Annotated in this window: 21 protein-coding genes (1 of these 21 running past the window's edge); all 21 read left to right on the top strand. The window is 58.8% G+C overall.

Annotated elements, in window-relative coordinates:
- Positions 1–164: 164 nt before the first annotated feature.
- The gene (locus tag PD282_RS03785; protein WP_274649052.1) at positions 165–1,319 is read left to right on the top strand and encodes a serine hydrolase domain-containing protein; all 1,155 of its coding nucleotides are present in this window, start codon (positions 165–167) and stop codon (positions 1,317–1,319) included.
- Positions 1,320–1,690: 371 nt separating this feature from the next.
- On the top strand, positions 1,691–1,852 hold the full coding sequence (locus PD282_RS03790) for a hypothetical protein (RefSeq protein WP_274649053.1): 162 nt from the start codon (positions 1,691–1,693) through the stop codon (positions 1,850–1,852).
- 257 nt (positions 1,853–2,109) lie between these two features.
- Positions 2,110–2,865, top strand: coding sequence for an ATP-binding cassette domain-containing protein (locus PD282_RS03795; RefSeq protein ID WP_274649054.1), 756 nt, complete (start codon positions 2,110–2,112; stop codon positions 2,863–2,865).
- A 163-nt stretch (positions 2,866–3,028) separates the two neighbouring features.
- Positions 3,029–3,331 carry an urease subunit gamma gene (locus PD282_RS03800; RefSeq protein WP_274649055.1) on the top strand — a complete coding sequence of 101 codons (303 nt, stop codon included), beginning with the start codon at positions 3,029–3,031 and terminating at the stop codon, positions 3,329–3,331.
- A 70-nt stretch (positions 3,332–3,401) separates the two neighbouring features.
- Positions 3,402–3,716, top strand: coding sequence for an urease subunit beta (locus PD282_RS03805; protein WP_274649056.1), 315 nt, complete (start codon positions 3,402–3,404; stop codon positions 3,714–3,716).
- Positions 3,717–3,721: 5 nt separating this feature from the next.
- Complete coding sequence (ureC, locus tag PD282_RS03810; protein ID WP_274649057.1) at positions 3,722–5,434, top strand: urease subunit alpha; 1,713 nt, start codon at positions 3,722–3,724, stop codon at positions 5,432–5,434.
- Positions 5,435–5,456: 22 nt separating this feature from the next.
- Positions 5,457–5,903 carry an urease accessory protein UreE gene (locus tag PD282_RS03815; RefSeq protein ID WP_274649058.1) on the top strand — a complete coding sequence of 149 codons (447 nt, stop codon included), beginning with the start codon at positions 5,457–5,459 and terminating at the stop codon, positions 5,901–5,903.
- Positions 5,896–6,735, top strand: coding sequence for an urease accessory protein UreF (locus PD282_RS03820; protein WP_274649059.1), 840 nt, complete (start codon positions 5,896–5,898; stop codon positions 6,733–6,735). Before PD282_RS03815 ends, PD282_RS03820 begins: the two co-directional genes overlap by 8 nt.
- Before the next feature lie 129 nt (positions 6,736–6,864).
- On the top strand, positions 6,865–7,485 hold the full coding sequence (gene ureG, locus PD282_RS03825; RefSeq protein WP_274649060.1) for an urease accessory protein UreG: 621 nt from the start codon (positions 6,865–6,867) through the stop codon (positions 7,483–7,485).
- A complete protein-coding gene (locus tag PD282_RS03830) occupies positions 7,472–8,308 on the top strand; it encodes an urease accessory protein UreD (protein WP_274649061.1) in 837 nt (278 codons plus the stop codon). Before ureG ends, PD282_RS03830 begins: the two co-directional genes overlap by 14 nt.
- A 248-nt stretch (positions 8,309–8,556) precedes the next feature.
- Positions 8,557–8,760, top strand: a complete 204-nt coding sequence (locus tag PD282_RS03835; protein ID WP_274649062.1) for a hypothetical protein — start codon at positions 8,557–8,559, stop codon at positions 8,758–8,760.
- Positions 8,760–10,961 (top strand): golvesin C-terminal-like domain-containing protein, encoded by a 2,202-nt coding sequence (locus tag PD282_RS03840; protein ID WP_274649063.1) that lies wholly within the window; start codon positions 8,760–8,762, stop codon positions 10,959–10,961. Before PD282_RS03835 ends, PD282_RS03840 begins: the two co-directional genes overlap by 1 nt.
- Before the next feature lie 90 nt (positions 10,962–11,051).
- Entirely contained in the window at positions 11,052–12,887 is a 1,836-nt protein-coding gene (locus PD282_RS03845; RefSeq protein WP_274649064.1) for a sensor histidine kinase, read from the top strand.
- Positions 12,884–14,425, top strand: coding sequence for a response regulator transcription factor (locus PD282_RS03850; protein WP_274649065.1), 1,542 nt, complete (start codon positions 12,884–12,886; stop codon positions 14,423–14,425). Before PD282_RS03845 ends, PD282_RS03850 begins: the two co-directional genes overlap by 4 nt.
- 247 nt (positions 14,426–14,672) lie before the next feature.
- Positions 14,673–15,527, top strand: a complete 855-nt coding sequence (locus tag PD282_RS03855; RefSeq protein WP_274655002.1) for an ABC transporter permease — start codon at positions 14,673–14,675, stop codon at positions 15,525–15,527.
- A 13-nt stretch (positions 15,528–15,540) separates the two neighbouring features.
- Complete coding sequence (locus PD282_RS03860) at positions 15,541–16,416, top strand: carbohydrate ABC transporter permease (protein WP_274649066.1); 876 nt, start codon at positions 15,541–15,543, stop codon at positions 16,414–16,416.
- A 57-nt stretch (positions 16,417–16,473) separates the two neighbouring features.
- Positions 16,474–18,141 carry an extracellular solute-binding protein gene (locus PD282_RS03865; protein ID WP_274649067.1) on the top strand — a complete coding sequence of 556 codons (1,668 nt, stop codon included), beginning with the start codon at positions 16,474–16,476 and terminating at the stop codon, positions 18,139–18,141.
- A 373-nt stretch (positions 18,142–18,514) separates the two neighbouring features.
- A complete protein-coding gene (locus PD282_RS03870) occupies positions 18,515–21,475 on the top strand; it encodes a sugar-binding protein (protein WP_274649068.1) in 2,961 nt (986 codons plus the stop codon).
- A gap of 305 nt (positions 21,476–21,780) precedes the next feature.
- The gene (htpG, locus tag PD282_RS03875) at positions 21,781–23,664 is read left to right on the top strand and encodes a molecular chaperone HtpG (RefSeq protein ID WP_274649069.1); all 1,884 of its coding nucleotides are present in this window, start codon (positions 21,781–21,783) and stop codon (positions 23,662–23,664) included.
- Positions 23,665–23,793: 129 nt separating this feature from the next.
- On the top strand, positions 23,794–24,210 hold the full coding sequence (locus PD282_RS03880) for a (deoxy)nucleoside triphosphate pyrophosphohydrolase (RefSeq protein ID WP_338045157.1): 417 nt from the start codon (positions 23,794–23,796) through the stop codon (positions 24,208–24,210).
- A gap of 135 nt (positions 24,211–24,345) precedes the next feature.
- Positions 24,346–24,818, top strand: the 5' portion of a protein-coding gene (locus PD282_RS03885; RefSeq protein WP_274649070.1) for a 3'-5' exoribonuclease YhaM family protein. It continues 484 nt past the right edge of the window; 473 of the gene's 957 nt are visible here — the first part of the coding sequence; the start codon lies at positions 24,346–24,348; its stop codon lies beyond the right edge, outside the window.

Raw genomic sequence — 24,818 nt, forward strand, 5'->3', positions numbered from 1 at the left:
CATTGTATTATACCAACTGGTTTTAGGCTGTGCACAGAATGAATGATAAGAACGACTTTGAAACGGCAGAGCCTGCACTTGTCTATCAAATCATAAAGCCGCTGGACGCTTGCTCGTGCTATAATGAATTGGAAATGAAACCGTTTGCGGGAGGAGTAATGATCATGAGTCGAAAAGAACGACTGGGCGGGCGTTTGACGCCCCTGCTGAAACGTTTTATGGAGAACGGGCCGGCAGGCTGCGCTTGCAGCGTGATTCGGCGCGGAGAAGTGCTGTACGAGGAGCACCTGGGCTACGCGAACCTGGAGAGCAAGAAGGAAATCGGCCCGGATACGATTTACCGGATTTACTCGATGACCAAAGTCATTACGTGCGTGGCGGCGCTGACGCTGTACGAGAAAGGGCTCTACCTGCTGAACGATCCGTTGGACGCTTATCTCCCGGAATTCAAAAATCCGCAGGTTTTCCGTTACAATGCATTCGGCTCCCGGACGGTGTCTCCGGCGGCGGGGCCGATTCGGGTGAAAGATTTGTTTACGATGAGCTCCGGTCTTACATACGGCGGCGACGATGTCGAAACCGCCAGATTAACGCGCGACAAAATGGAAAGCGACGTCAGGCCGACGGATATGCGGTCGCTGTCCAAGGCGCTGGCCGAGATCCCGCTTGCGTTCGATCCCGGCACGCACTGGCGGTACGGCACGAGCCACGACGTGCTGGCCGCGTTCGTCGAAGCGCTCTCCGGTCTGACGTTCGAGCAGTATTTAAAGAAGGAAATTTTCGAGCCGCTCGGCATGACCGACACCTCGTTCCGCATCGAGGAGGGTAAAAAGGACCGGCTTTGCTCGATGTACGACTACGCGGAGGGCGGCGAGCTGACCTTGAACACGAGGATGGACCGGAACTATCAGCCGGACTCCCGTTACGAAAGCGGCGGCGGCGGACTGCTGTCCACGCTTGCCGACTACAACCGCTTTGCCCAGGCGCTCGCCCGGGGCGGCGAGCTGGACGGCGCGCGCATTTTGAGTCCGAAGACGATTCAGCTCATGGCGACCAACCACCTGAACGCCGAGCAGCTGAAGGATTTCAATTCGCCGGGCTACGGCTACGGGCTTGGCGTGCGCGTGCTGATCGATCCCGCAGCCGGCGGCAACAACGCGACGATCGGAGAGTTCGGCTGGGCCGGTCTTGCCGGCTCGTACCTGCTCATCGATCCGCAGGAAGAGCTGTCCGTCGTATATATGCAGCAGATGCTGCCCAGCCTCGAGCCCTACATTCATCCCCGGATTCGCGCCGTCGTCTACGGGGCGCTGAGTTAAGCGCTCGGCAAGCGAAACGTTCGGTCAAACCCATATTGCGAGCGACCCCCGGCCATAACGGCCGGGGGTTTTTTGCGTGCTGTACGGTGCAAATTTTCCGCCGGCCGGCGTACGGACCAGCCGAACGGAATCGCCATGGCCGGTGAAAAGCGAGGTTTAAGTGCGCCGTATAGAAATATTATCCCCGATTCCGAATATAGATGTAAAATAGACTGACATCCAAGTGATATTCCTATTCCGACAGCGTTTCCTCTTCTTGTTAATGTCAATTATATTGACACTAACATTACAGCGATTTTATAATGGAATAAAACGCGAACATTACGATTTTTCGGCGATCTATTGTTCGTGATAGAGAGAGTTATTCAGGAGTGGAAGGAAGGAACGGCGCAAGCGGAACGCTTCTGCCGCGTCATTCCGGCCGCGGGCGGAAGGAAGAGCGGCCGGATGCGCAGCAGGCATCGCGGACAGCCGAGGAGGAGAAGCCGGGCATGTTTATGAACGGCAAAGTCTTCTTTATCGGCGCGAAATGACGATTTAACAGCCGGTTTTCCGGCTCATTGTTGGCGGGACGATGCCCATCGGCGGCGGCGGTTCGAATTGGACGCCGTGCCTACAGCTGCCGGCAAGGTCAACGAATCAGCGGCAACGCGACTCCATTCATGCCGAGACGATCCATCCCGACGGAATGATCGTCCGGCGCTCCGTTCCATGCGACCGCAGCATGCCTGCCGACAGGGCTGACGCGCCCGGCCGTTTTTGTCGAATTTGGAGGACTGGAGGAAATGCAATGCCGCACAATAGGGGGACGGGACCGGTCGTGCTGTCACTGGAAAAGGTTACGGCCGAATTTGACGGCTTCAAGGCGTTGAACGGAGTGAATCTGCAGCTTCGGCGCGGGGAGATTCATTTCCTTATCGGACCAAGCGGCGCGGGCAAGACGACCATGCTTGACGTCATGTGCGGCAAGCTAAAGCCGGCGCAGGGGCGAATAATTTATCCGGACGGCCGGGAGCATCGGATCGTCAAAATCGGCGGCAGCCGCATCTATAAGTCTCCGGTCGTCTCCGGTCTGACCGTTGCCGACAATCTGCTGCTCGCCTTGCATCCGAACCGCGGCATTTTCGCCGCTCTGATCGTCAAATCCGACAAGGAGACGCGCAGGCGGCTGGCCGACATCCTGGAGACGACCGGGCTGAAGGAGCACGCCTTGCGCCGTGCGGGCGGCCTGCCTCCCGGACAGAGGAAGCGGCTGGAAATCGGCATGGCGCTCGCGCAGGAGCCTCAGGTCCTCCTGCTCGACGAACCGGTTGCCGGCATGTCCGGCGCCGAAGCGGAGAAGACGGGTGAGCTGCTCGTCCGCATTTCCGGTCAGCGCGCGGTGCTGGCGGCGGAGCGCGATATGGAATTCGTACGCCGCTTCGCCGGCAGGGTGACGATTATGCACGAGGGCAGACTGCTCCTGGACGGCACGATGGAAGAGGTGTGGAGAAATGCTCTGGCTGCTGTGGCAATCCGGGGCGAAAGCGCGCGGGCGGAAGGCTGACCGGCATCGGGTGTTCCGGCTGCGGCGGAAGAAACCCGCGCTGCATGATGATGAACGGATAATTTCAATGAACGGACCGTTTAACTTGCAGTTCCAATTCGGTTTGGCTATTCTGAAAGAAAACGCATTCTCCGGCAAAACAAAAACGCTCGGGAGGGACAACGTGAAACTGACGGAAAGAGAGAAGGAAAAGCTGCTGGTCATGATCGCCGCCGATTTGGCGAGACGCCGGCAGGCACGGGGGCTGAAGCTGAATTATCCGGAAGCGGTGGCCATTATTACGTACGAAATGATGGAGGGGGCGCGCGACGGCAAGACGGTCGCCCAATTAATGAACGAAGGCGCGCAAATCCTGAGCCGCGAGGACGTCATGGAGGGCGTGCCGGAAATGATTCCGGATATCCAGGTCGAAGCGACGTTCCCGGACGGAACGAAGCTTGTGACCGTGCATAATCCGATTCGCTAGGCGGCGTCCGGGCGGAGCGCACGACGCTCGGCTGCGAGGCGTTTGCCGGTACAGAGAGAGGAGCGCTGCAATGATTCCCGGTGAATATGTGCTGCGGCAGGAAGAGATCGAATGCAACAAAGGGCGGCGGACGGTACGGCTCTCCGTGCTGAACACGGGAGACCGGCCGGTGCAGGTCGGCTCGCATTTTCATTTTTACGAAATCAACGAGGCGCTGAAGTTTGAGCGCGATCAGGCTTTCGGGATGAGGCTGAACATTCCGGCGGGAAGCGCGGTGCGCTTCGAGCCGGGCGACCCGCACACCGTCGAGCTGGTGGAGTTGGCGGGTCAACGCAAAATATATGGCTTGAACAATAAAACGAACGGCACCGCCATCAAGGAGTGAACAACGTGAGTTTGCGCATGAGCAGGGAGCAGTACGCCGACATGTTCGGGCCGACGACGGGAGACGCGATCCGGCTTGCGGACACGGAGCTGTTCGCCGTGATTGAACGCGATTTTACCGTCTACGGCGACGAAGTGAAGTTCGGCGGCGGCAAGGTCATTCGCGACGGCATGGGGCAGCATCCGCTCGCCGTGCGGGACGACGGCGTGATGGACCTGGTCATCACGAACGCCGTGATCGTGGACCATTCCGGTATCGTGAAAGCGGATATCGGCATTCGAGACGGAAAAATCGCGTCCATCGGCAAGGCGGGCAATCCGCTCCTGATGGACGGTATCGATATGATTATCGGAGCTTCGACGGAAATTATCGCGGGCGAAGGCATGATCGTGACGGCCGGCGGGATCGATTCGCACATTCATTTTATTTCTCCGCAGCAGATCGACGCCGCGCTGTCCTCGGGCATCACGACGATGATCGGCGGCGGCACCGGCCCCGCCACGGGGACGAACGCCACGACCTGCACGCCGGGCGAATGGAACATGTACCGGATGCTGGAGGCGGCGGAGCATTTTCCCGTCAACCTCGGTTTTCTCGGAAAAGGGAACTCCTCCTCGCCGGAGGCGCTGGAGGAGCAGGTGCGCGCCGGGGCGATCGGCCTGAAGCTGCACGAGGACTGGGGCACGACGGCCGCGGCGATCGACTGCTGTCTCGGCGTCGCCGACCGTTACGACGTGCAGGTCGCGATCCATACCGACACGCTGAACGAAGGCGGCTTCGTGGAGGAGACGCTGAAGGCGATCGGCGGCCGCGTCATCCACACGTACCATACGGAGGGCGCCGGCGGCGGCCACGCGCCGGATATTATCAAGGTGGCGAGCTATCCGAACATTTTGCCGTCCTCGACGAATCCAACGCGGCCGTATACGAGGAACACGATCGACGAACATTTGGACATGCTGATGGTGTGCCATCACCTCGACCCCAACGTGCCGGAGGATATCGCTTTCGCCGATTCGCGGATTCGCAAAGAGACGATCGCGGCGGAGGACATTTTGCACGATCTGGGCGTGTTCAGCATGATCAGCTCGGATTCGCAGGCGATGGGACGCGTCGGCGAGGTAGTGCTCCGGACGTGGCAGACGGCAGACAAGATGAAAAAGCAGCGCGGCAAGCTGCCGGGCGACGAAGGCATCGGCGACAACGGCCGGATCAAGCGGTACGTCGCCAAATATACGATCAATCCGGCGATCACGCACGGCATTGCCGATTATGTTGGCTCGGTCGAGGTCGGCAAATACGCCGATCTGGTGCTGTGGCATCCGGCCTTCTTCGGCGTGCGGCCCGAGCTCGTGCTGAAGGGCGGCTTTATCGCGCACAGCCTGATGGGCGATCCGAACGCGTCGATTCCGACGCCGCAGCCGGTCATGTACCGGCCGATGTTCGGGTCGTTCGGCAAGGCGGTGCGGGGCACCTCGTTCACGTTCGTGTCGCAGGCCGCTTACGAGCTGGGCATCGGCGAGCGGCTCGGGTTGACGAAGACGCTGCTGCCGGTGAAGGGCGTGCGGAATCTGAGCAAAGCCGATATGATTCATAACGGCGAAATGCCGCGGATCGACGTCGATCCGCAGACGTATGAAGTGAAAGTGGACGGGCAGCTCGTGACCTGCGAGCCTGCGGACGTGCTGCCGATGGCGCAGCGGTACTTTTTATTTTAGACGGAAGGGGCCAGCGCGTAACATGATCATTGAACGCATCGTCGGAAATATCGCCACGACGCCGCTGTCCGCCGCACATCGCGAGAAGGTCTATATGCGCAGCGACGATCTGGTCAAGCGCATTCAGCGCGTGACCTCCGATCACGGCCGGGTGATCGGGATCCGGCTTCAGGAGCCGAAGGATCTGCAGGACGGGGATATTTTGTTCGCGGACGAACGCAACGCGATCGTCATCAGCGTCATCCCGGACCGCCTGATCGTCATCCGCCCGGAGACGATCCGGCAGATGGGCTTTATCGCTCACCAGCTCGGCAACCGGCACACGCCGGCACAGTTCGAGGAGAACGAGATGCTCGTCATGCACGACCGCCTGATCGAAGAGCTGCTGCAGCAGCACGGCGTGCCGTATGCGGTCGAGGAACGGTCGGTGCGGCAGGCGTTCCGCCACATCGGCCACAGCCATGGATAAATGGCGGCTTGTGCTGCTCCAGCTGTGCGACAGCGGCTTCCCGTCCGGCGCTTTCTCCCACTCGTTCGGCTTCGAAACGTACGTGCAGGAGGGGCGCATTACGGACAGCCGCACGTTCCGCGCCTGGCTCGAAGCGTATTTGCTCCGGCAGTGGGTCTATAACGAAGGCTTCGCGCTGCGTCTGGCGTATGAAGCGCTGGAGGGCGGCATGCCGGCTGAGGCGTCCGCATTAATAGCTCAGGGCACGGCGCAGACAGGACGGCGTATCCGGGCGGCCGGCTTGCCGCTTGACCGCCGTTCCGATGGAGCGCACCAAAAGGCGCCGGAAGACGCTGCACCCGCTCCGGCTGACGCTGGGGTGTTCGCGGCGGTCTGGGCGCTTGACCGCCGGATGGCGGCGCAGACGATTCCGCACGAATCGCGAACGGCCGGCATCCGCATGGGCCGGCGCATGCTGGAGCTTGTGCGCAGCCTGTGGCCGGACGTCGCCGGGCTCGTCGAATACGGCGCGCAAATCGCGGCGGGACGCTGCCGAGGGCAGACGGCGATCGTCTTCGCGATCGTCTGCCGCGGCAGCGGCGTTCCGCTGCGCGAAGCGCTGCTGCATCTCGCGTACGCGGGCTCGGCGGCGCTCGTGCAAAATGCCGTACGTGCCATCCCGCTCGGCCAGACCGACGGCCAGCGGCTGCTTGCCGGGCTGCACGGCGTATGGGAAGCGGCCGCGGAAGCCGTCCAGTGGCTGCACGAGGACGATTTCGGCATCAGCCCGCCGGGGCTGGAGCTCGCCGCCATCCGGCACGAGCGGCTCGACGGACGCATGTTTATGTCATAACGGACAACATGTACATTCGCGTGTCGTAACGGACAACGGACGCATGCGCATGTCATGACGGATAACGAATGGTGAACATTGGATAATGAACAACGAACGGCAGACCATTAGCCAAGGGAGGAAAGCGGAATGAAACCGATTCGAATCGGGGTGGGCGGACCGGTCGGCGCCGGCAAAACGATGCTCGTCGAACGCCTGACGCGCCATTTGCACGAGCGGCTGAGCCTCGCCGTTGTGACCAACGATATTTATACGAAGGAAGATGCGGCTTTTCTGATCCGCAACGGCGTGCTCCCGGAGGACCGCATTATCGGTGTGGAAACCGGTGGCTGTCCGCATACGGCAATTCGCGAGGACGCTTCGATGAACTTCGCCGCCATCGACGAATTGATTGCGCGGCATCCGGATGTTCAGCTGATCTTCGTCGAGAGCGGCGGCGACAACCTGTCCGCGACCTTCAGCCCGGAGCTGGTCGATTTCAGCATTTACGTAATCGACGTGGCGCAGGGCGAGAAGATCCCCCGCAAGGGCGGACAGGGCATGATCAAATCCGATCTGCTTGTCATCAACAAGATCGACCTGGCCCCATACGTGGGGGCGAGCCTGGAAGTGATGGACGCCGAAGCGACAAGCGCCCGCGGCGGCCGGCCGGTCATTATGACCAATCTGAAGATCGACCACGGTCTCGATAAGGTCATCGCCTGGCTGCGCGAGGAAGTGCTGCTGGAGGGCCTGAATGCCGGCGCTTGATGCCGCGCGCTACACCGGCTATCTGCGGCTGACGGCCTGCCTCCGCCAGGGACGGACGACGCTTGCCGAATCGATCGGCACCGGCGCCTATAAGCCGTCCCGGCTCGTGGAGGCGGAAGGGGCGGCCGGCGCGCTCTTGTATCTGATGAATCCGGGAGGCGGCTTCGTCGACGGCGACCGTTACCGGCTGGAAATTGCGGCGGAAGCGAGGGCGGAGCTGGCCGTCACGACGCAATCGGCGACGAAGGTGTACAAGACGCCGCGGGACTGCGTCCGCTCCGATACGGAGATCCGCATCGCCGCCGGCGCGCTGGTCGAGCTGCTGCCCGACCCCGTCATTGCTTATGCGGATGCGCGATATTTCCAGCGCACGCGCATTTGCCTTGAGCCCGGCGCCTCCGTCATCGTCGCCGATGCATGGACGCCGGGCTGGAGCCCGTCCGGCGCCCCTTTCACGTACGAGCGTATCGACTCGTTGACCGAGCTGTATCTGGACGGCGAGCTAAAGGCGCGCGACCGGCTCGCGCTTGTTCCTTCCGCCGGCGGCGAGTGGGACGACCTCGACGGCTTTACGCATTACGGGTCGCTGCTCGCCGTGCACGAGAAGGCCGACGCGGCCGCGCAGGACAAGCTGGCCCAGCATCTGGCGGAGCGGCTGGAAGGCAGCGGCATCCGCTTCGGGCTGACCCGTCTGGACATGGCCGGGTGCATGCTTCGGGTGATGGCCGGCAGCACCGAACAGCTGCGCTTGGCGATCGATGTCTGCCACGGCTATATCCGCCGGGAATGGCTCGGCAAACCGCCGCTGCGGCTGCGGAAGTAAGAACGGATAAATCAGCTCGAATTCGACACAATGCGACTTTTCGGAAGGCGCGGGTCTTAGGATCTGCGCCTTCCGATTTTTTTTGCCCAAAATGCGACAAAGGCATGAACCAATTGTTACATTCTGGAATATAACGGATATGTAAGCGTATACTTGATTAGGGGTGTCATTCCCGTCATGTCGAGAGCCTGGCATGATCGTGCGGCATGATGAGGCTGATTTTCGGGGAGGAGGGCTGCCTGAAATCGTTGGCGGAGCGTAAGCGAAGCGATTTTGCGCAAAATATGAAGCGCTTTCAACTGGAGGGGTATGCGCATGAAGAACGTGTCGAAAAAAGGTCTGCGCTTTTTTCGTTTTCATGCTTGCCGCAGCAGCTTGCCTGTTTATCGGTAATTCGGATCGCGCTTTTGGCGATCCCGCGAATTGGATTACGCGAAACGGCGACAAGCTGATGGACGGGGGAACCGAGTTCCGGTTTATCGGAACGAACGCCCCGTTCCTGGGCAGAACATGGGGCGACCCGGCGGAGTTCGAGGACGAAATCCGCGCGGCAAGCCAGTCGGGAATCAATGTGATCCGCCTGTATCCGTTCGAAGTCAAAATGAGCAGCGATCCCGCAGGTACCTATCGACACGTCATGGGACCCGGTAACTTCAATGACAGCGCCTTTCGGTTATTCGACAAAATTCTTCAGCTCGCGAACCGGTACAACGTCAGGCTGATCATTCCTTTTGTGGACGCCTACACCTATGTGGGCGGCACGGCCGATTGGGCGGCATTCCGCGGCAAAAGCGCCGATTCTTTCTGGAGCGACCCGGTCGTAAAACAGGATTTCAAGGATTTCATCCGGTACGTCGTGAACCGGACCAACACGATAACGAACGTGCCGTACAAGAACGATAAAGCCATTCTGGCCTGGCAGCTCGGTAACGAGCTTCGTTCCACGGACAGCTGGACGAGCGAGATGGCGGCGTATATCAAGAGTCTGGACCCGAATCACCTTGTGGGAGACGGCGGGTATGTGCGCGCCCAGGGCATCAGGAGCAATGCGCTGAACGACCCTAATATCGATTTTATTGATCCGCATATCTATCTATACCACAATTATGCGGATCCGGTCGCAACGCTGAACAACTGGAGAGCGACGACGCAGGGGAAAAAGCCGCTCATCATCGGCGAATTCGGCGATTTCCCGCCGGAAACGACCGATCGGCTGCTGAGCACGATGCAAAGCAACGGCACGACGGGCGCGATGATCTGGGGCACGATGTTCCATCACCGGATGGGCGGATGGCATTGGCCGCCGGTCGGCGACTGGTCGTACGTGCGTTACCCCGGATTCCCGAGCGGCGACTGGGCGAACGAATCGGCGGTCATCGAGCTGCTGCGAAGCTATGCGTATTCGTTCAGAGGCTCGGCTGTCCCGGCATGGCCGGCGCCGGACGCCCCGGTGCTGTTTCCGTCGGATTCCGTCCATGCGCTGTCGTGGATGGGCGTCTCGACCGCGGCTTCTTACGACCTCGAACGTGCGGCCTCGGCGAACGGACCGTGGACGGTCATCGCCGGCGGCGTAACGGATGACGTGACGGCCCCGGAAAATTACAACTACACCGTGCCGGTCGCGGACGACCCGGACGCTGTGCTGGGAAAGGGCTATTTTTACCGGGTCAGAGCGAAAAGCCCCTCGGGCGTTTATTCCCCGTATTCCAACGTCATCGGGCCGATGAAGCCGCGGGAAACGACGGTCGTCGATAACGGGAGCGGCAGTTATTCGGAGTCGGGGACCTGGGGAAGCAGCTCGCTTCCCGGCAGCTACGGCGGCGGCTCCCGCTACAGCAGCGCAGCCGGGAGCACGGCGAAGTGGATGCTGAACGTTCAAGCTCCCGGTTATTATAACGTCTATGTCCGTTATCCTTATCATCAATCCTCGTCGCAAAGCGTAACGTATACGGTGTACCATAACGGGGCTGCCGACAGGGTGTCCGTCGACCAGCTGAGTATTGCCCAGGGTCAGTGGCGTCTGGTCGATACCGCTTATTTTGCCGCCGGACCCGGTCAATACGTCATGCTTACCGCCGGCGGCAAAGCCGGTACCTCCGGCAGCAACAGCCGGGCCGACGCGGTCATGATTGAGCCGGTGCTGTTCGGCGACCTGTTCCAGAGCGGCGGGACGAACGGCTGGACACTGGCAAGCGGCGCTTGGGCTCCGGCGAGCGACATCTCGATGGTGCTGAAGCAGTCCGCGCCGGGCGTTGCGGAGGCGAGGGCCGGGGGCGTCTATGCGAACGCCGCCGTGACCGCGGCTGTCAAAGCGTACAGCGAAGGCACCGAAGCCGCATCCGGGCTGATTGCCCGGGCGAGCGCCGACCTGTCCAGCTTCTATACGATGCGGATCAATTACGATCAGCGCAAGGTTCAGCTGTACAAGAAAATAAACGGCGTCTGGACGAAGCTCGCGGAAGCGGAGCAGTCGGCAAGCCCGGGAACCTGGTATTTGCTGCGGCTTGAGCTGAGCGGCCGCTATCTGACCGGGTACGTCAACGGCGTCCGGAAAATCAGCGCCGCCGACGCCAGTCTGACCGAAGGGTATGCCGGACTGCGCACGCATAACCAGACGGCCGTATTCGACAATTTCATCGTGGCGCCGGATTAACCGGCGTCCACGCTTCGCGATAGCCGTGCGGCCGCCCTGGCCCGCACGGTTTTGAAGCGTATACACCGGTTCGGCGGAAGGAATAACGTTATGTTCAATCCAAGGAAAGCCAGTTTTAAAGTGAAGCTGCTGCTCGGGATTTCGGCTATCATCCTGTTTACATTTTCCATGGCCGGCGTCTTCTCGTACCGGACGCATCTGCGGCTGTTCGAGGACGAGGTCAGCGGCAGGTACGTCAAAGCCGGCGAGCAGGCGATGGCGCAGCTCGATCTGCGGATCCGGGAGCTTTCCCGCATCGCAAACTACGTCGTATTCAACCCGACAATCGAGAAGAACGTAACGAAGCTGTCAAAGGGCGGCGTGCCGCCGGTCGACCGATATTCGATGCAGAGCGAGATCGGCGCCGAGCTTGGCCAAGTGAAATTCGACGCGCCGCAGGTGCTGTCGCTCTACCTGTTCGACCTCAGCGGTCGGAACTATTATTACGGACTGATGCGGGAATCCGTCGAACCGATCGTAGGCGAGACGTTCAAGGAAATTCTCGCGAAGGTGCAGGCATCGGAAGGCGAAATGGTATGGATGAACAAGCGGCTGCCGAGCCATATCGAGAAAAGCGGATACCGCGACGTCGTCATCGCCGCCCAGTGGATGCGCAGCAAGTTTATTATCGAGAGCAACTCGGAGCAGCTGGACGAAGGGTACATGGAAGACGGCGGCGGGATGTACGGCATGATGGTCATGGTCGTCGACCAGTATTTCCTGGCCCGGTCGTTCCGCGAAATTGCAGGCGGGGACCATGCGGGAAGCGTCTATTTGTTCGACCGGCACCATAACCTGCTGTATACGAACGACATGCGGACGGGACCAGCCGAAGCCGCGAAGCTGCTGGAGCGCAAAACCGACGGAATCGAGAAAGCGGGGGGCGCTTCGTACTACTTCGCGAAGCATGTTTCGCCGGAGACGCAGTTTACGCTCGTCAGCCGCATCTCGATGGCCGATTTTCTTGAAAAAAGCCGGCTGATCCTGAAAATCAGCGTCGCAAGCGGCGGCATCAGCGTCCTGCTCAGCGCAATGCTGATTTTCCTGCTCAGCCACCGGCTGCTGCGACCGCTCCGGGAGCTGGTACCCGCGATGCGGACGATGCGGGAAGGCAAGTTCGATATTCGCATCAAGCCGCGCTCGAGCGACGAGCTCGGGTATATCGCGGACAGCTTCAACGCGATGGCGGCGAACCTGAGCTCGCTGATCAAGGAAGTGTACTTGCGCCAAATCAGTGAAAAGGAAGCGGAGCTGAAGGCGCTGCAGGCGCAGCTGAACCCGCATTTCCTGTACAACACGCTGAACGGCCTTTACTGGAAGCTCTACCTGCAGGACGACCGCGAAACCGCAAGCCTCGTCTCCGCGCTGTCCGGGCTGCTGAAATATTCGCTCGAGCGGGTGCGCAAACGGACGACGCTGCGGGAGGAGATCGAGCAGATCCGCAATTTTTTGCGCATCCAGGACGCCTTCGTAAGCAGCCGCTTTCACGCCCGCATCGAGATGGACGAGGACGTGGCCGCCTGCCCGACGCTGCGGCTGTTCCTGCAGCCGATCGTCGAGAACGTGTTCGTGCATGCCTTTCGGGAACAGCGCGATACGCCGAACGAGCTGCTGATTCGCGCGTACCGGCTTCATTCGTTTCTGAAGCTGGAGGTTTCCGACAACGGCTGCGGGATGAGCCCGGCCGAGATTGCCCGGGTCATGTCGGACGAGCTCGCGGACGAAGGCCGCACGCCGCTCGGCGTACGCAGCGTCATGCGCCGCATCGATCTGATGTACGGTCCGCCTTACCGGCTGGAAATCGCGAGCGCGCCGGGGGAAGGGACGACCGTCCATCTGTTTTTGCCGCTCGTTCAAGGCGCGGAAGAAAGGGAGACGGACGTATGAACGGAAAACTGCTCATCGTCGAGGACCAGACGTTTTTTCGGAAAGGCTTGCGCAAAATGATCGAGGAGCACGCCATCGGCTGGACCGTAACCGGTGAAGCGGAGCACGGCGAGGAAGCGGTCCGGCTGATCGAGCGCGATCCGCCGGATCTGGTTCTGACGGATATCCGGATGCCGGGCATGGACGGAATTGCGCTGGCCGAGTATGTGCACCGGAACCGGCACCGGTTCGATACCGCCCTCATCATGCTGACCGGATACGAGGATTTCAAATACGCCCAGGCGGCGCTGCGGTACGGGGCGATCGATTTTCTGCTGAAGCCGTGCAACGAGGAGACGCTGATTGCCGTGCTGCGCAAAGCGTTCGAGCACGTCCAGGGAAAACGGCAGGAGAAGCGGCGTCTGCTGGAGGCTGAACGGGAGCGGCGGGAGAGCCTGCTGCGCGCCTTTATGCTGCGTCTGCCGCACGATGCGGCGGCGGCCATCCGGGAGTCGGAGCAATATTTGAACCGGGAGCTGCTGTTTATCCGCGTGGACAGCTTTTTCCCCGCGGATAAACCGTACGGCAAGAGGGATCTCGGCCTGCTGCAGTTTGCGCTGTTCAATATTTTGGCCGAGCTGCTCGAAGAATGCGGCGCGCGGTGGACGTCCGTGCCGCTCGAGTTCGACTGGTTCGCGCTGTTCGTGGAAGGCCCGTATCCGGAAACGTTCAAGCCGTCGGCCGAACGAAACGTATACCGCTGTCTCGGCCTTCGCATCGAAGTCTTCCCGGCCGGCCGACTGTCCGAACCGGACGATCTGCCCGCAGCCTGCGAGCGGTTCCGCCGAAATTCGGAGCCCCGAGCCGGGGCGGGCGATCTTCGCCGCGCTGCCGGACAAGATGCGCCCGTGCGCCAGTCGAAGGTGAAGGAGCTGCAAATGCAGCTCGCTTCGGAAATCGCGCTTGGGCGGATCGAGTCCTTGAAACGGATGCTGGACCTGGCCTCCTCACGGATATCCGGGCTTTCGCCCGAGGACGCCAGGATGGAGGCGCTGACGCTGGCGATGGCCATGGACAAGACGGCCGTGCAGTCGTTCGATGCCCGCGCGGAAGACCCGTCGTTCGGCAGACGGCTGGAGGAGCTTCGGCGGACGGCGAATGCGGAGGAAGCCGCACAATGGGCGAAGCGGGCGGCGGACGGTTTTCTCGCGGAGTACGAGGACTGGAGAGAGGGACGCAGCCGGAGCATCGTGAAGCGCACGCTCGAGTATTTGGAACGGCATTACATGGAATCGTGCCCGCTGAAGGAGATGGCCGAGCGGTTCTATGTCAGTCCCGCTTATTTCAGCAAGCTGTTCAAGAAAGAAACCGGCGACAACTACATCGCCTATTTGACCCGGCTTCGGATGACGAAAGCCGCGATGCTGCTGCTGAATACCGACATGAAGGTGTTCGAGATCGCGTCCGCGGTCGGCTATGACGATCCGAACTATTTTACGAACGTGTTCCGCATGCTCTACCGGCTGTCGCCCAGCGATTACCGCAAGCGGAAGCGGTGACCGGAGCGCCGCCGGCGCGGCGGCCGAAGACGAGCAAAAAATTACAGGTTTTCGTCAATTCCTTCAAGGCCGGCAAGGACGTCCTCCCCTTAAAATAAAGGTGCGCACATAAGCGGCGCGTTCATTCTGCGGCAAGGGGGGGAGTCATTTCGTGGCCGTTCATGCGACCGGGACGAAGCGGACGGCTCTGGAAGCGAAGCGGGCGGGAGCCGGAGCAAAGATTAGACGCTGCGCGCCGCTGTATATCATGTTCGTCCCGGGCATTCTGTTTTATTTGCTGTTCAAGTATTATCCGATGGGCGGACTCGTGATCGCCTTCAAGGAGTACAACATGTACGACGGCATTCTGCGAAGCCCTTGGGTCGGGCTGGACAATTTCCGGATGCTGTGGAGCCAGGCGCAAACCGTCCGGGTCGTCTGGAACACGCTGATGCTCAGCGTGCTGAGCATCGCGATCGGCTTTCCGGTTCCGATCCTGCTGGCCGTCATGCTGAACGAGGTCCGGCGGATGTGGTTCAAGCGGTCGGTCCAAACGCTCGTCTATTTGCCGCATTTCTTCTCCTGGGTCATCGTATCGGGCATCGTGCTCGATATGTTTTCACAGGAGTCGGGCATTATCAACCACTGGGTCTCCAGCCTGTTCGGCGAGCCGTATCCGTTCCTCTACAAGCCGCTATCCTGGGTGGCGGTGTTCATCGGCTCGGGAATTTGGAAGGAAATGGGGTTTTCGGCGATCATCTATTTGGCGGCGCTGACCTCGATCGATCCCCACCTGTACGAGTCCGCAAGCATCGACGGGGCGGGCAAATGGCAGCAGATCCGGCACGTGTCGATTCCCGGAATCATGCCGACAATCGCGCTGCTGCTCATTTTGCAGGTCGGACGGGTAATGGACGTCGGCTTCGATCCGGTTTATATGCTGTCGAATGAAAGCGTTTCAAATGTGTCCAGCGTGATCAGCACCTATAACTACTTTTTCGGGATTCAGCGTGCGCAGTTCAGCCTGACGACCGCCATGGGGCTGTTAGAAAATGCGGTCGGGTTCGTGCTTGTCGTCATGGCCAACCGGATCGGGCGCCGGTTCGATCAACAATTATGGTAGGAGGCGGGGTCCTGTGAAAGTCGTATTCGGCGACAAGCTGTTTTACGCGCTCAACTATGCTGTCCTGACGCTGATCGGCCTCAGCTGCCTGTTTCCGCTGCTGCACATTATCGCCGTTTCGCTCAGCGAGTCCCGCGCGGTCGATTCGGGACTTGTGTCCGTGCTGCCGGTCGGCTGGGTCATCGATTCCTACAAGGCGCTGATCGACAATACGCGGATATTGCCCGCTTTCGGGAACAGCCTGCACATCACGGTCGTCGGCACGGCGCTGTCGATGGCGGCGACGATTTTGACGGCGTACCCGCTGTCGCGTCCGTATTTTTACGGCAGGCGCCCGATTACGCTGGCTCTGGTGTTCACGATGCTGTTCGGCAGTGGGCTCATTCCGCACTATTTGGTCATGAAACAGTTCGGGCTCATCAATTCTTACTGGGTCCTGTGGCTGCCGGCGCTCATCAACACGTACAATGTGCTCGTCATGCGCACGTTCTTCGCGAATATTCCGGGCGAGGTCGAGGAGGCGGCGCGTATCGACGGCTGCGGCGAATGGATGAACCTGTTTCGGATCGTGCTGCCGCTGTCGCTGCCGGTCCTCGCGACGATCACGCTGTTTAACGCCGTCGGGTTCTGGAATTCGTTCATGAACGTGCTGATCTACATCAATGAGACTCGAAAATACAATCTGACCGTGCTCGTGCAGCAGATGATCCGAAGCGATTCCATTCTGTCCGAGGTGATGTCGGCCCAGCCGGGCGATATCGCCAGTGTGACGAACGAAGGCATCAAAGCGGCGGGCATCATGGTCATGATTGTTCCGATGATGCTGATCTATCCGTTCCTGCAGAAATATTTTGTCAAAGGGGTCATGCTCGGATCCGTCAAAGGCTGATTCGCCGCAAACGCGCGCCGGCCGCCCGGGTCATGACCGTGCCGAAAGGAGTTTGCAATGAAATCGAAAAGCAAGAAGTGGCTCTACGCTTCCATCGTGCTTGTCCTGACGGTCGCCGCAGCGGCTGTCGCGGGATGCTCGAACGGCGGAGGCGGCGAATCGGGCCCCGGCGAGCGGGCGGAGAACGGCCCCGGGGGGACGGATACCGGACGCAAGGAAATTTCCTCGACGGTCTACGACCGATCGAACGTGCCGTCCACCGAAGGAACGACGGAAGACAACCGCTGGACGAAGTGGATCAACAAGAACGGGCCGGTGGACGTCAAATTCGTCGCCGTTCCGCGGTACGAATCGCGGCAGAAGCTGAACGTGCTGTTCGCGTCGGCAAGCGCGCCGGACCTTATTTTCGAATACGATCAATATATTAAAAACCCGCTGTACGATCAGAAGCAGCTGATGCCGATTGACGAGATGATCGACAAGTACAGCACGGACTATAAAAATCTGCTTACCCAATACCCGATTCTGAAAAAGGTCGGCATGAAATCCGACGGCAAGCTGTACGAGTTTGCCCGCCTGAACGAGGTCGTTCCGATTCATGCCATCCTGATCCGCGAGGACTGGCTGAAGAAGCTGCACCTGCAGGTACCGGAGACGACGGAGGACATGTACAAGGTCGCGAAAGCGTTCACGGATCAGGACCCGGACGGCAACGGGAAGAAGGACACGTACGGCATGGCGCTGAGCCTCCAGTCGGGCATCGTCATCGATCAGGTGTTCCAGGCGACGAACTGGGTCGTCAAGGACGGCAGTGTGGTCCGGGAATGGGACAATTTCAAAGCGGCCGCCGAATTCAAAAAGCGGCTGTTCGACGAAGGCATTGTCGACAAGGACTACTTGAACGACAAGAACGGCGTGAAAGCGAAGCAGGATTTCATCAACGGCAAAATCGGCATCTATCCGATCCAGCTGGATTGGTACAGCTTTACGATTAACGAGCTGGCATCGCTTAAGAAAAATGTGCCGGACGCAGTCGTGACGCCGATCCCTTATCCGCAGAGCCCCGCCGGGCAGTTTAATCCCGCGTATACGAACCCGGTGCAGGCGACGGCCGTCGTCAATGCGCACGTGAAGGACCCGGAAGCGGTCATGAAATACGTCGACTTCCTCGTCCGGCCCGAAACGATGAAGACCCTCAAGTACGGTATCGAGAACGAGCACTGGAAGATGGGGCCGAGCGGCTGCCCGCAGGTGATCGATACCGACAAGACGAAAACGGAGGTCAGCTACAACGTCGACCTGCAGATGCTGAGCTCGAGCATTTTGGACGCGAAATGCGGCAAAATCGGAAACAAATTCAATCCGGACAATCCGATTGAGAAGGAAGGTCTGGAGATGTTCAAGAAAGCGATGGACATCTATACCGACCCGAATAAGCCGTATGTCGAAATTACCCATCCGGAGCATATGCCGCAAATTCCGAAGGAGATCGATACGATTTCGGCAAATCTGACGAAGCCGGTCAACGATCTTTGGGTGAAAGCGGTATTGGGCGGCAAAGATTACACGCCGCAGCAGGCGCTTCAGGACGCCAAAGCAACCTGGGACAAAGGCGAAGGCGGGAAGGTCGAGGACTGGTTCGCTAACTGGTGGAAAAACGACAGCAAAAACGCGTTTCTGGCGAAGGATATCATCGATATGATGAAGCAGCAGACCGGCAAGTAACGTGCGCGGGTGAAAGGGGCACGGGATGATGCCGCTTCGGCAATCCGGGTCCTAACGGACATCATCCGGGATGATGCCGTCTTGGTAATCCAGGCCAAGCGGACATCATCCGGGGATGATGTCGTATCGGCAATCCGAGCGAGCGGACATCATCCGGGGATGATGCCGTCTTGGTAATCCAGGCCAAGCGGACATCATCCGGGATGCCGCTTCGGCAATCCGGGCCGTGTACGGAAGCTGCATGCGGTGCGCAATGAGAGTGCGAAGCCGGGAGACGACGGGGTCTCCCGCTCGATACAATTGAGTATGTAAGCGCTTTTTCTGACAAGCTGTGGGATTTATAAGTGAAACTGGGAACTGGGGGGGATCCTGAATGTTTCGCAAATGGGGAATGATGCTTGCAGCGATTGGCTTGTCGGTTTATTTGCTTCTTCCGTTCACATCGGCGACTGCGGACGGACCGGCCGCGGCAGAAGAGACAACTGGCGTCGAGCTTACGATACCAAGCGGCCTCGTCGACGATTTGAGCGACTTCAGCAAGACGTTTCAGCGCAGCAACATGTATACGGAGAAAGGGAATCCGGCCTATTACGGCGACGACGCGGGCAGGGCTGCCCGCAGCACGACGAATACCGGCTATGTCCTGTATAAAACCGATTACGATATGACTTCGTTCGCGGCATACAGCTACTTTTATGCCGGCGTGGCGATCGTGGGGCATAAAATCTACGCGTCCACCGACGGCGCGGCTTATACCGAAGTGACGGCGAACGTCTATACGTCGGGGGATCCCGTAAGCAACTGGCAGCTTTACGTTTACGAAGGGCTGCAGCTGCCGGCCGGGACGCATTATTTGAAAATCGAGTTCGCCGGCAGCGAGAAATCGTGGACGCCGCAGCTGGCCAAGGTCGTCATCAATCAAAGCACCGTATCGGTGCAGGCGAGCCCGGAGACGGGGGTCATCGGTACCGAGCCGCTTGCGGTGTCGCTGCAGACGCCGACGGTCGGCGCGGCCGTGTATTACCGGATCAACGGCAGCCCTTCCTTTCAGACGTACACGCAGCCGCTTGCTTTGACCGGTTTTACGAGACTTGACGCCTACGCGCAGCTGGACGGGCTGCAGCCCAGCCCGATCCGCAGCTACACGTATTTTTCGCAAGGGGATATGCAGATTGACCGGTACGGTCAAGTCATAAACGCGAGCTTTCCTGCCAAGGTGACAAGCGATCAGCAGCTTCGGGACGATATCGCAGCCGATCAGGCTTATTACGGAAAACTGAAGCCGCCCGCGGCTTTTGATCCGATAGGCGGTTTGACGGACAGCCGCATGAAGCTGAAGCTGAAGGCAACGGGCTTTTTCAGCGTGCAGCAGGTGAAAGGCAAGCCGCAGCTCGTTACGCCGCAGGGCGACCTGTTCTTCAGCCTGGGCGTGAACGGGGTCACGAACAACGAGACGTATACGAAAGTGACCGGCTCCATCGACCGCCAAAAAATATTCGAATGGGTGCCGGACTACAACAGCGAATATAACGGCGCCTTTATCGGCTCGAAGGATAATTTCTCCTACTATATGGCGAACAAATACCGCAAGGCCGGCACGATGCCGACGTTCAACGACTTTTTCGCGGAAGCGGCGGGCCGGATGAAGAAATGGGGCTTCAACAGCATCGGCGCATGGAGCCCGACTCCGCAGGCCAAGGCGAGCGGCTTGCCGTACACGCTCGTACTGCCCCTGAACGGAATGGCCAAGCCGTCGGAAGTCAAAGTGTTCGACATTTTCGCTGACGGCGCGGTGCAGGCGATCGACGACGCTTTTGCGAAATCGCTGCCGGCGCTTAAGGACGATCCGAATCTGATCGGTTATTTCGTGGACAATGAATATGCCTACGAGAAATTCATCGCGACCGTGCCGAGGCTGAAGGCCGCCACATCGGGGCTGAAGCAGCGGCTGGTTCAGATGCTGCAGGAAAAATACGGCGATATCGCCGCGTTCAACAGCAGCTGGGGCACGTCGTTCGCCGGCTTCACCGATTTGAACGAAACTCCGCTGTATATCGACACGCAGCAGGCGTCGGACGACGTCGATCAATTTTTCCATCTTTATCTGGACACGTATTACAAGACGGTCAAGCAGCTGTTCGAGAAATACGACCCGAACCATCTGCTGCTGGGCGACCGGTGGCTGACGCTGCCGATGCAAAGCACGAAAATCCGCGGCATTTTGGCGGAAGAGGCCGGCAAATATATGGACGTCATCAGCATTAACCATTACTCCCCGAACCTCGACGTCGCGATGCTGAAGGACGTCTACGAGAAGTCCGGGCACCGGCCGATCCTGCTGTCCGAATGGAGCTACGGCACCGCCGAACAGGGCCTCGCCCCGATCGTGCTGGGACCGAACGCAAGCGAGCAGGATCGCGGCTGGCGGTACCGCAATTACGTGGAAGGCGCGGCTGCGCTCGGTTTCGTCGTCGGCGCGCATTGGTTCGATTATGTCGATCAGGCGGCGGGCGGCCGCTACTTCCAAGACATCGGCGGCGAGCACTACAATACGGGGCTCGTCAACGTGGCGGATCGTCCGTACAAAACGTTTCTGGATGCCGTGATGAAGACGAACCGGGGCATTTACGACGTGGTGCTCGGCAAGAAGCAGCCGTTCCGTCACGATTTTGGCGATGATACGGGCGGCGGCACGGGAAAAAATCTGCAGATCGAAATTCCGTATACGCCGGTTCCGATTCCGATCGACGGCGTATTGAACGGTTATTCCTGCGATACCGGTGCCGCGGTTCTGGACGCCGGCAGCCTCGTATCGGGCACCGGCGGCGAAGGGATCTCAAGCAGCTTCCATTTTGCCTGGGATGAGAACAATCTTTACCTGACCGCTTCCGTGACGGAGCCGACGCCAATGATGAACAGCTACCAGAACAGCAATCTGTGGAAAGGCGACGGGATCGAACTTTTCACGGGACCGGACGATCTCGAGCTGGCCGGCAGTCTGCAGTTCAGCGACCGCCAGATTATCATGAGCTCGGCCATTGTGAACGATGCGAACTACTGGATGTGGTTCAATACCGGCCATCAGCCTGCGGTCACGATGAACGTGCAGCCGGCCCAAGACGGGCAGGGATACGTCCTGGACGCCGCGATTCCGTGGAGCGCGATTCATATATCGCCGGCGGACGGTGAACAGTTCTTGTTCGATTTCGGGTTCGACGACAGCGAAGACGGCGTGAACCGGCTCCGCCAGTGGATCTGGAACGGCACGAACAAGGATAACGTCGACCGCGGTCTCTGGGGACTGGCGAAGCTGACCGGCGGCCCCGCGGAGTAACCCGCCGGACCCGCAGCTACTCGGTTTTTAGAGGACCCGATTACAGCTAACCGGCGCATTGGCTTGCAGCTTATCCGATTCGCCTTCCGTCTGTCTGAAAATGACAGGCGGCGGGCGATTTTTTTACGTCCCGATTCGGCTTTTGCTTGCTCCCTGGAACGGCTTATTGACCGGTGTTGCTCAGCCTATAAAAAGAGACGGCTTCCGGTTGACACGAAAAATACGGATCGGTATATTTAAAAGTAGAATTAGCACTCAGACGAGCTGAGTGCTAAACCGATTTGTTGGAAAGGGGATCCAGCCTGATGACCGTTAAGCAGGAATTTAAGGCCGAATCGAAGCGTTTGCTGGAGATGATGATCAACTCCATTTACACGCAGAAGGAAATTTTCCTCCGGGAGCTGATTTCGAATGCCAGCGACGCCATTGACAAAATCTACTATAAAGCGCTGACCGACGACGGGCTTGTATTCAACAAAGAAGATTACTACATTCGAGTAACGGCGGACAAAGCGGGCCGGACGCTGACGATTTCCGATACGGGCATCGGCATGACGCGAGACGAGCTCGAGAACAATCTTGGCATTATCGCGAAGAGCGGCTCCCTTGCCTTCAAGCAGGAGAACGAAGCGAAGGAAGGCCACAACATTATCGGCCAGTTCGGGGTCGGCTTTTACGCCGCGTTTATGGTTGCCGATGTCGTTACGGTCGTCACGAGAGCGCTCGGCAGCGGCGAAGCGTACAAATGGGAGTCCGAAGGCGCCGACGGTTACTCGATCGAGCCGTGCGCGAAGGACACGGTCGGGACGGAGATTACGCTGAAAATCAAGCCGAACACCGAGGAAGACAGCTACGACGAATTTTTGGAGGAGTACCGGCTGCGGTCGATCATCAAGAAGTACTCCGACTTTATCCGCTACCCGATCAAGATGGACATGACGCGGAGCCGGCCGAAAGAAGGCGCGGACAACGAATTCGAGGACTACGTCGAAGAGGAAACCGTCAACAGCATGGTCCCGATTTGGCGCAAAAACAAAAACGAGCTGAAGCCCGAGGATTATGAAAACTTTTATAACGAGAAACGGTACGGCTTCGACAAGCCGTTGAAGCACATCCATATCAGCGCGGACGGGGCCGTCGTTTATAATGCGATCCTGTTCATCCCGGAAAATACCCCGTTCGATTACTACACGAAAGAGTACGAGAAAGGGCTTGAACTGTATTCGAACGGTGTTCTGATCATGAACAAATGCGCGGACCTGCTCCCCGACTATTTCAGCTTCGTCAAAGGGATGGTCGATTCCGAGGATCTGTCGCTTAATATTTCCAGAGAAATGCTGCAGCACGACCGGCAGCTGACGCTGATCGCCAAAAACATCAAAAACCGCATCAAGAGCCAGCTCCAAAGCATGTTGAAAGACGAACGGGAGAGCTACGAGAAATTTTACGAATCGTTCGGCCGCCAGCTGAAATTCGGGGTGTACAGCGATTACGGCGCCAATAAGGACACGCTGCAGGACCTGCTCCTATTTTACTCCTCCAAGGAGAAAAAGCCGGTCACGCTGGACGAATACGTTTCCAGAATGCCGGAGGATCAGAAGTACATCTATTACGCCGCCGGTGAGTCGATCGAGCGCATCGAGAAGCTGCCGCAAACCGAGCTGGTCGCCGACAAAGGCTATGAAATCCTTTATTTTACCGACGATATCGACGAATTCGCGATCAAGATGATCACGACCTACAAGGACAAAACGTTCAAGTCGGTTTCAAGCGGCGACCTCGGCATCGAGCCGGATGCGGACGAGAAAAACGCCGATGAGGAAGAGAGCGGAAACAAGGAGCTTTTCGAGCGGATGCAGACGATCCTGGGCGGCAAAGTCAAGCAGGTCAAAGCGTCCAAACGGCTGAAATCCCATCCGGTCTGCCTGTCCACGGAGGGCGAGGTTACGATCGAGATGGAGAAAATCCTGAACGCGATGCCGAACAACCAGGACATTAAAGCGGATAAAATATTGGAGATCAACGTCAACCACCAGGTGTTCCAATCGCTTAAGGATGCGCTCGGCAACGATGAAGAAAAGCTGAATTTGTACACCAACCTGCTGTATCATCAGGCGCTCCTGATCGAGGGTCTGCCGATTGGCGACCCGGTCGCCTTCACGAACGACATTTGCAAAGTGATGGTATAAAAGGGGCTGTTTTGGCCTAAATTCCACGAGACCCCGGTCCTGCCTGCAGGGCCGGGGATTTGTTTTGGTTCAGACGGGGAAGCGAATTTCGAGCCGCCCCGCTATAATATAGCCATACGGATTCATTTTATGAACAGAAAGGGACGGACCATGATCGAAGTGGCGGCGGCTATTATTGCAAACGAGCGGGGGCGGCTGCTTATTGCGCGGCGGAAGCGGGGGAAGGCGCAGGAGGGGCTGTGGGAGTTTCCCGGCGGCAAAATCGAACTTGGCGAAACCGCCGCGGATTGTCTCCGCAGAGAACTGCTGGAGGAGATGAATATCCGCATCGACCCGGTTGCCTATTTTGCCGAAAACGAGCACCGGTACGTCGATGCGCATATCCGGCTAATTGCTTATACAGCCCGATATCTCGGCGGAACGGTGACGCTCTCCGATCATGACGATTACCGGTGGGCGGAGCGCAGCGAGCTGCGCGAGTACGCATTTGCGCCTGCGGACCTCAAATTTGTCGACATGCTGCAGCAGCAGGGAGAGCCACGTTGAAGCGGGAGCGGTTCGTTTTAACGGGCATCATGGGCCTCAGGTTCCGGTTTTTCATTTTTCGGCGATCGCCTTCTCTACCGGATCCTGCTTTCATTGTATAATGTTCCTATCGAGTCAGAGGAGGAACACGAACAGATGACGCTTATCAACCAGCTGCGCGAGAAGGACGAGTTCGTCGGCTTTTATTTACTGAAGGAATTGGACGTCAAACAAACGAACGCAACGCCGCCCAAGGACTATTTCGATATTGTTTTGTGCGATTCCAGCGGGCAGCTTCCGGCAAAATATTGGGACGTTTCGGCGGCCGATAAAGAGACCTTTTTCCCGATGGGACTGGTCAAGGTGCATGGAGTCGTGCAGCTGTACCGCGAAAGGCTGCAGATCCGAATCATGCGCATCCGCAAGTCAACGCCGGAAGACGGTGTCAGCGTTACGGATTTTATCCGTTCCGCGCCTATCCGGCCGGTCGACCTGATTTACGCCATCAAACAGGCGATGGACAGCATCGCAGACCCGGAGATCAAGGCAATCGTCTCGTTTTGCGCAGCCAAAGTCGAGGAGAAGCTGATGCACTACCCGGCCGCAAAAACGCATCACCATGCCTATTT

Source organism: Paenibacillus humicola, from assembly GCF_028826105.1.
In the GTDB taxonomy this organism is placed as follows: domain Bacteria; phylum Bacillota; class Bacilli; order Paenibacillales; family Paenibacillaceae; genus Paenibacillus_Z; species Paenibacillus_Z humicola.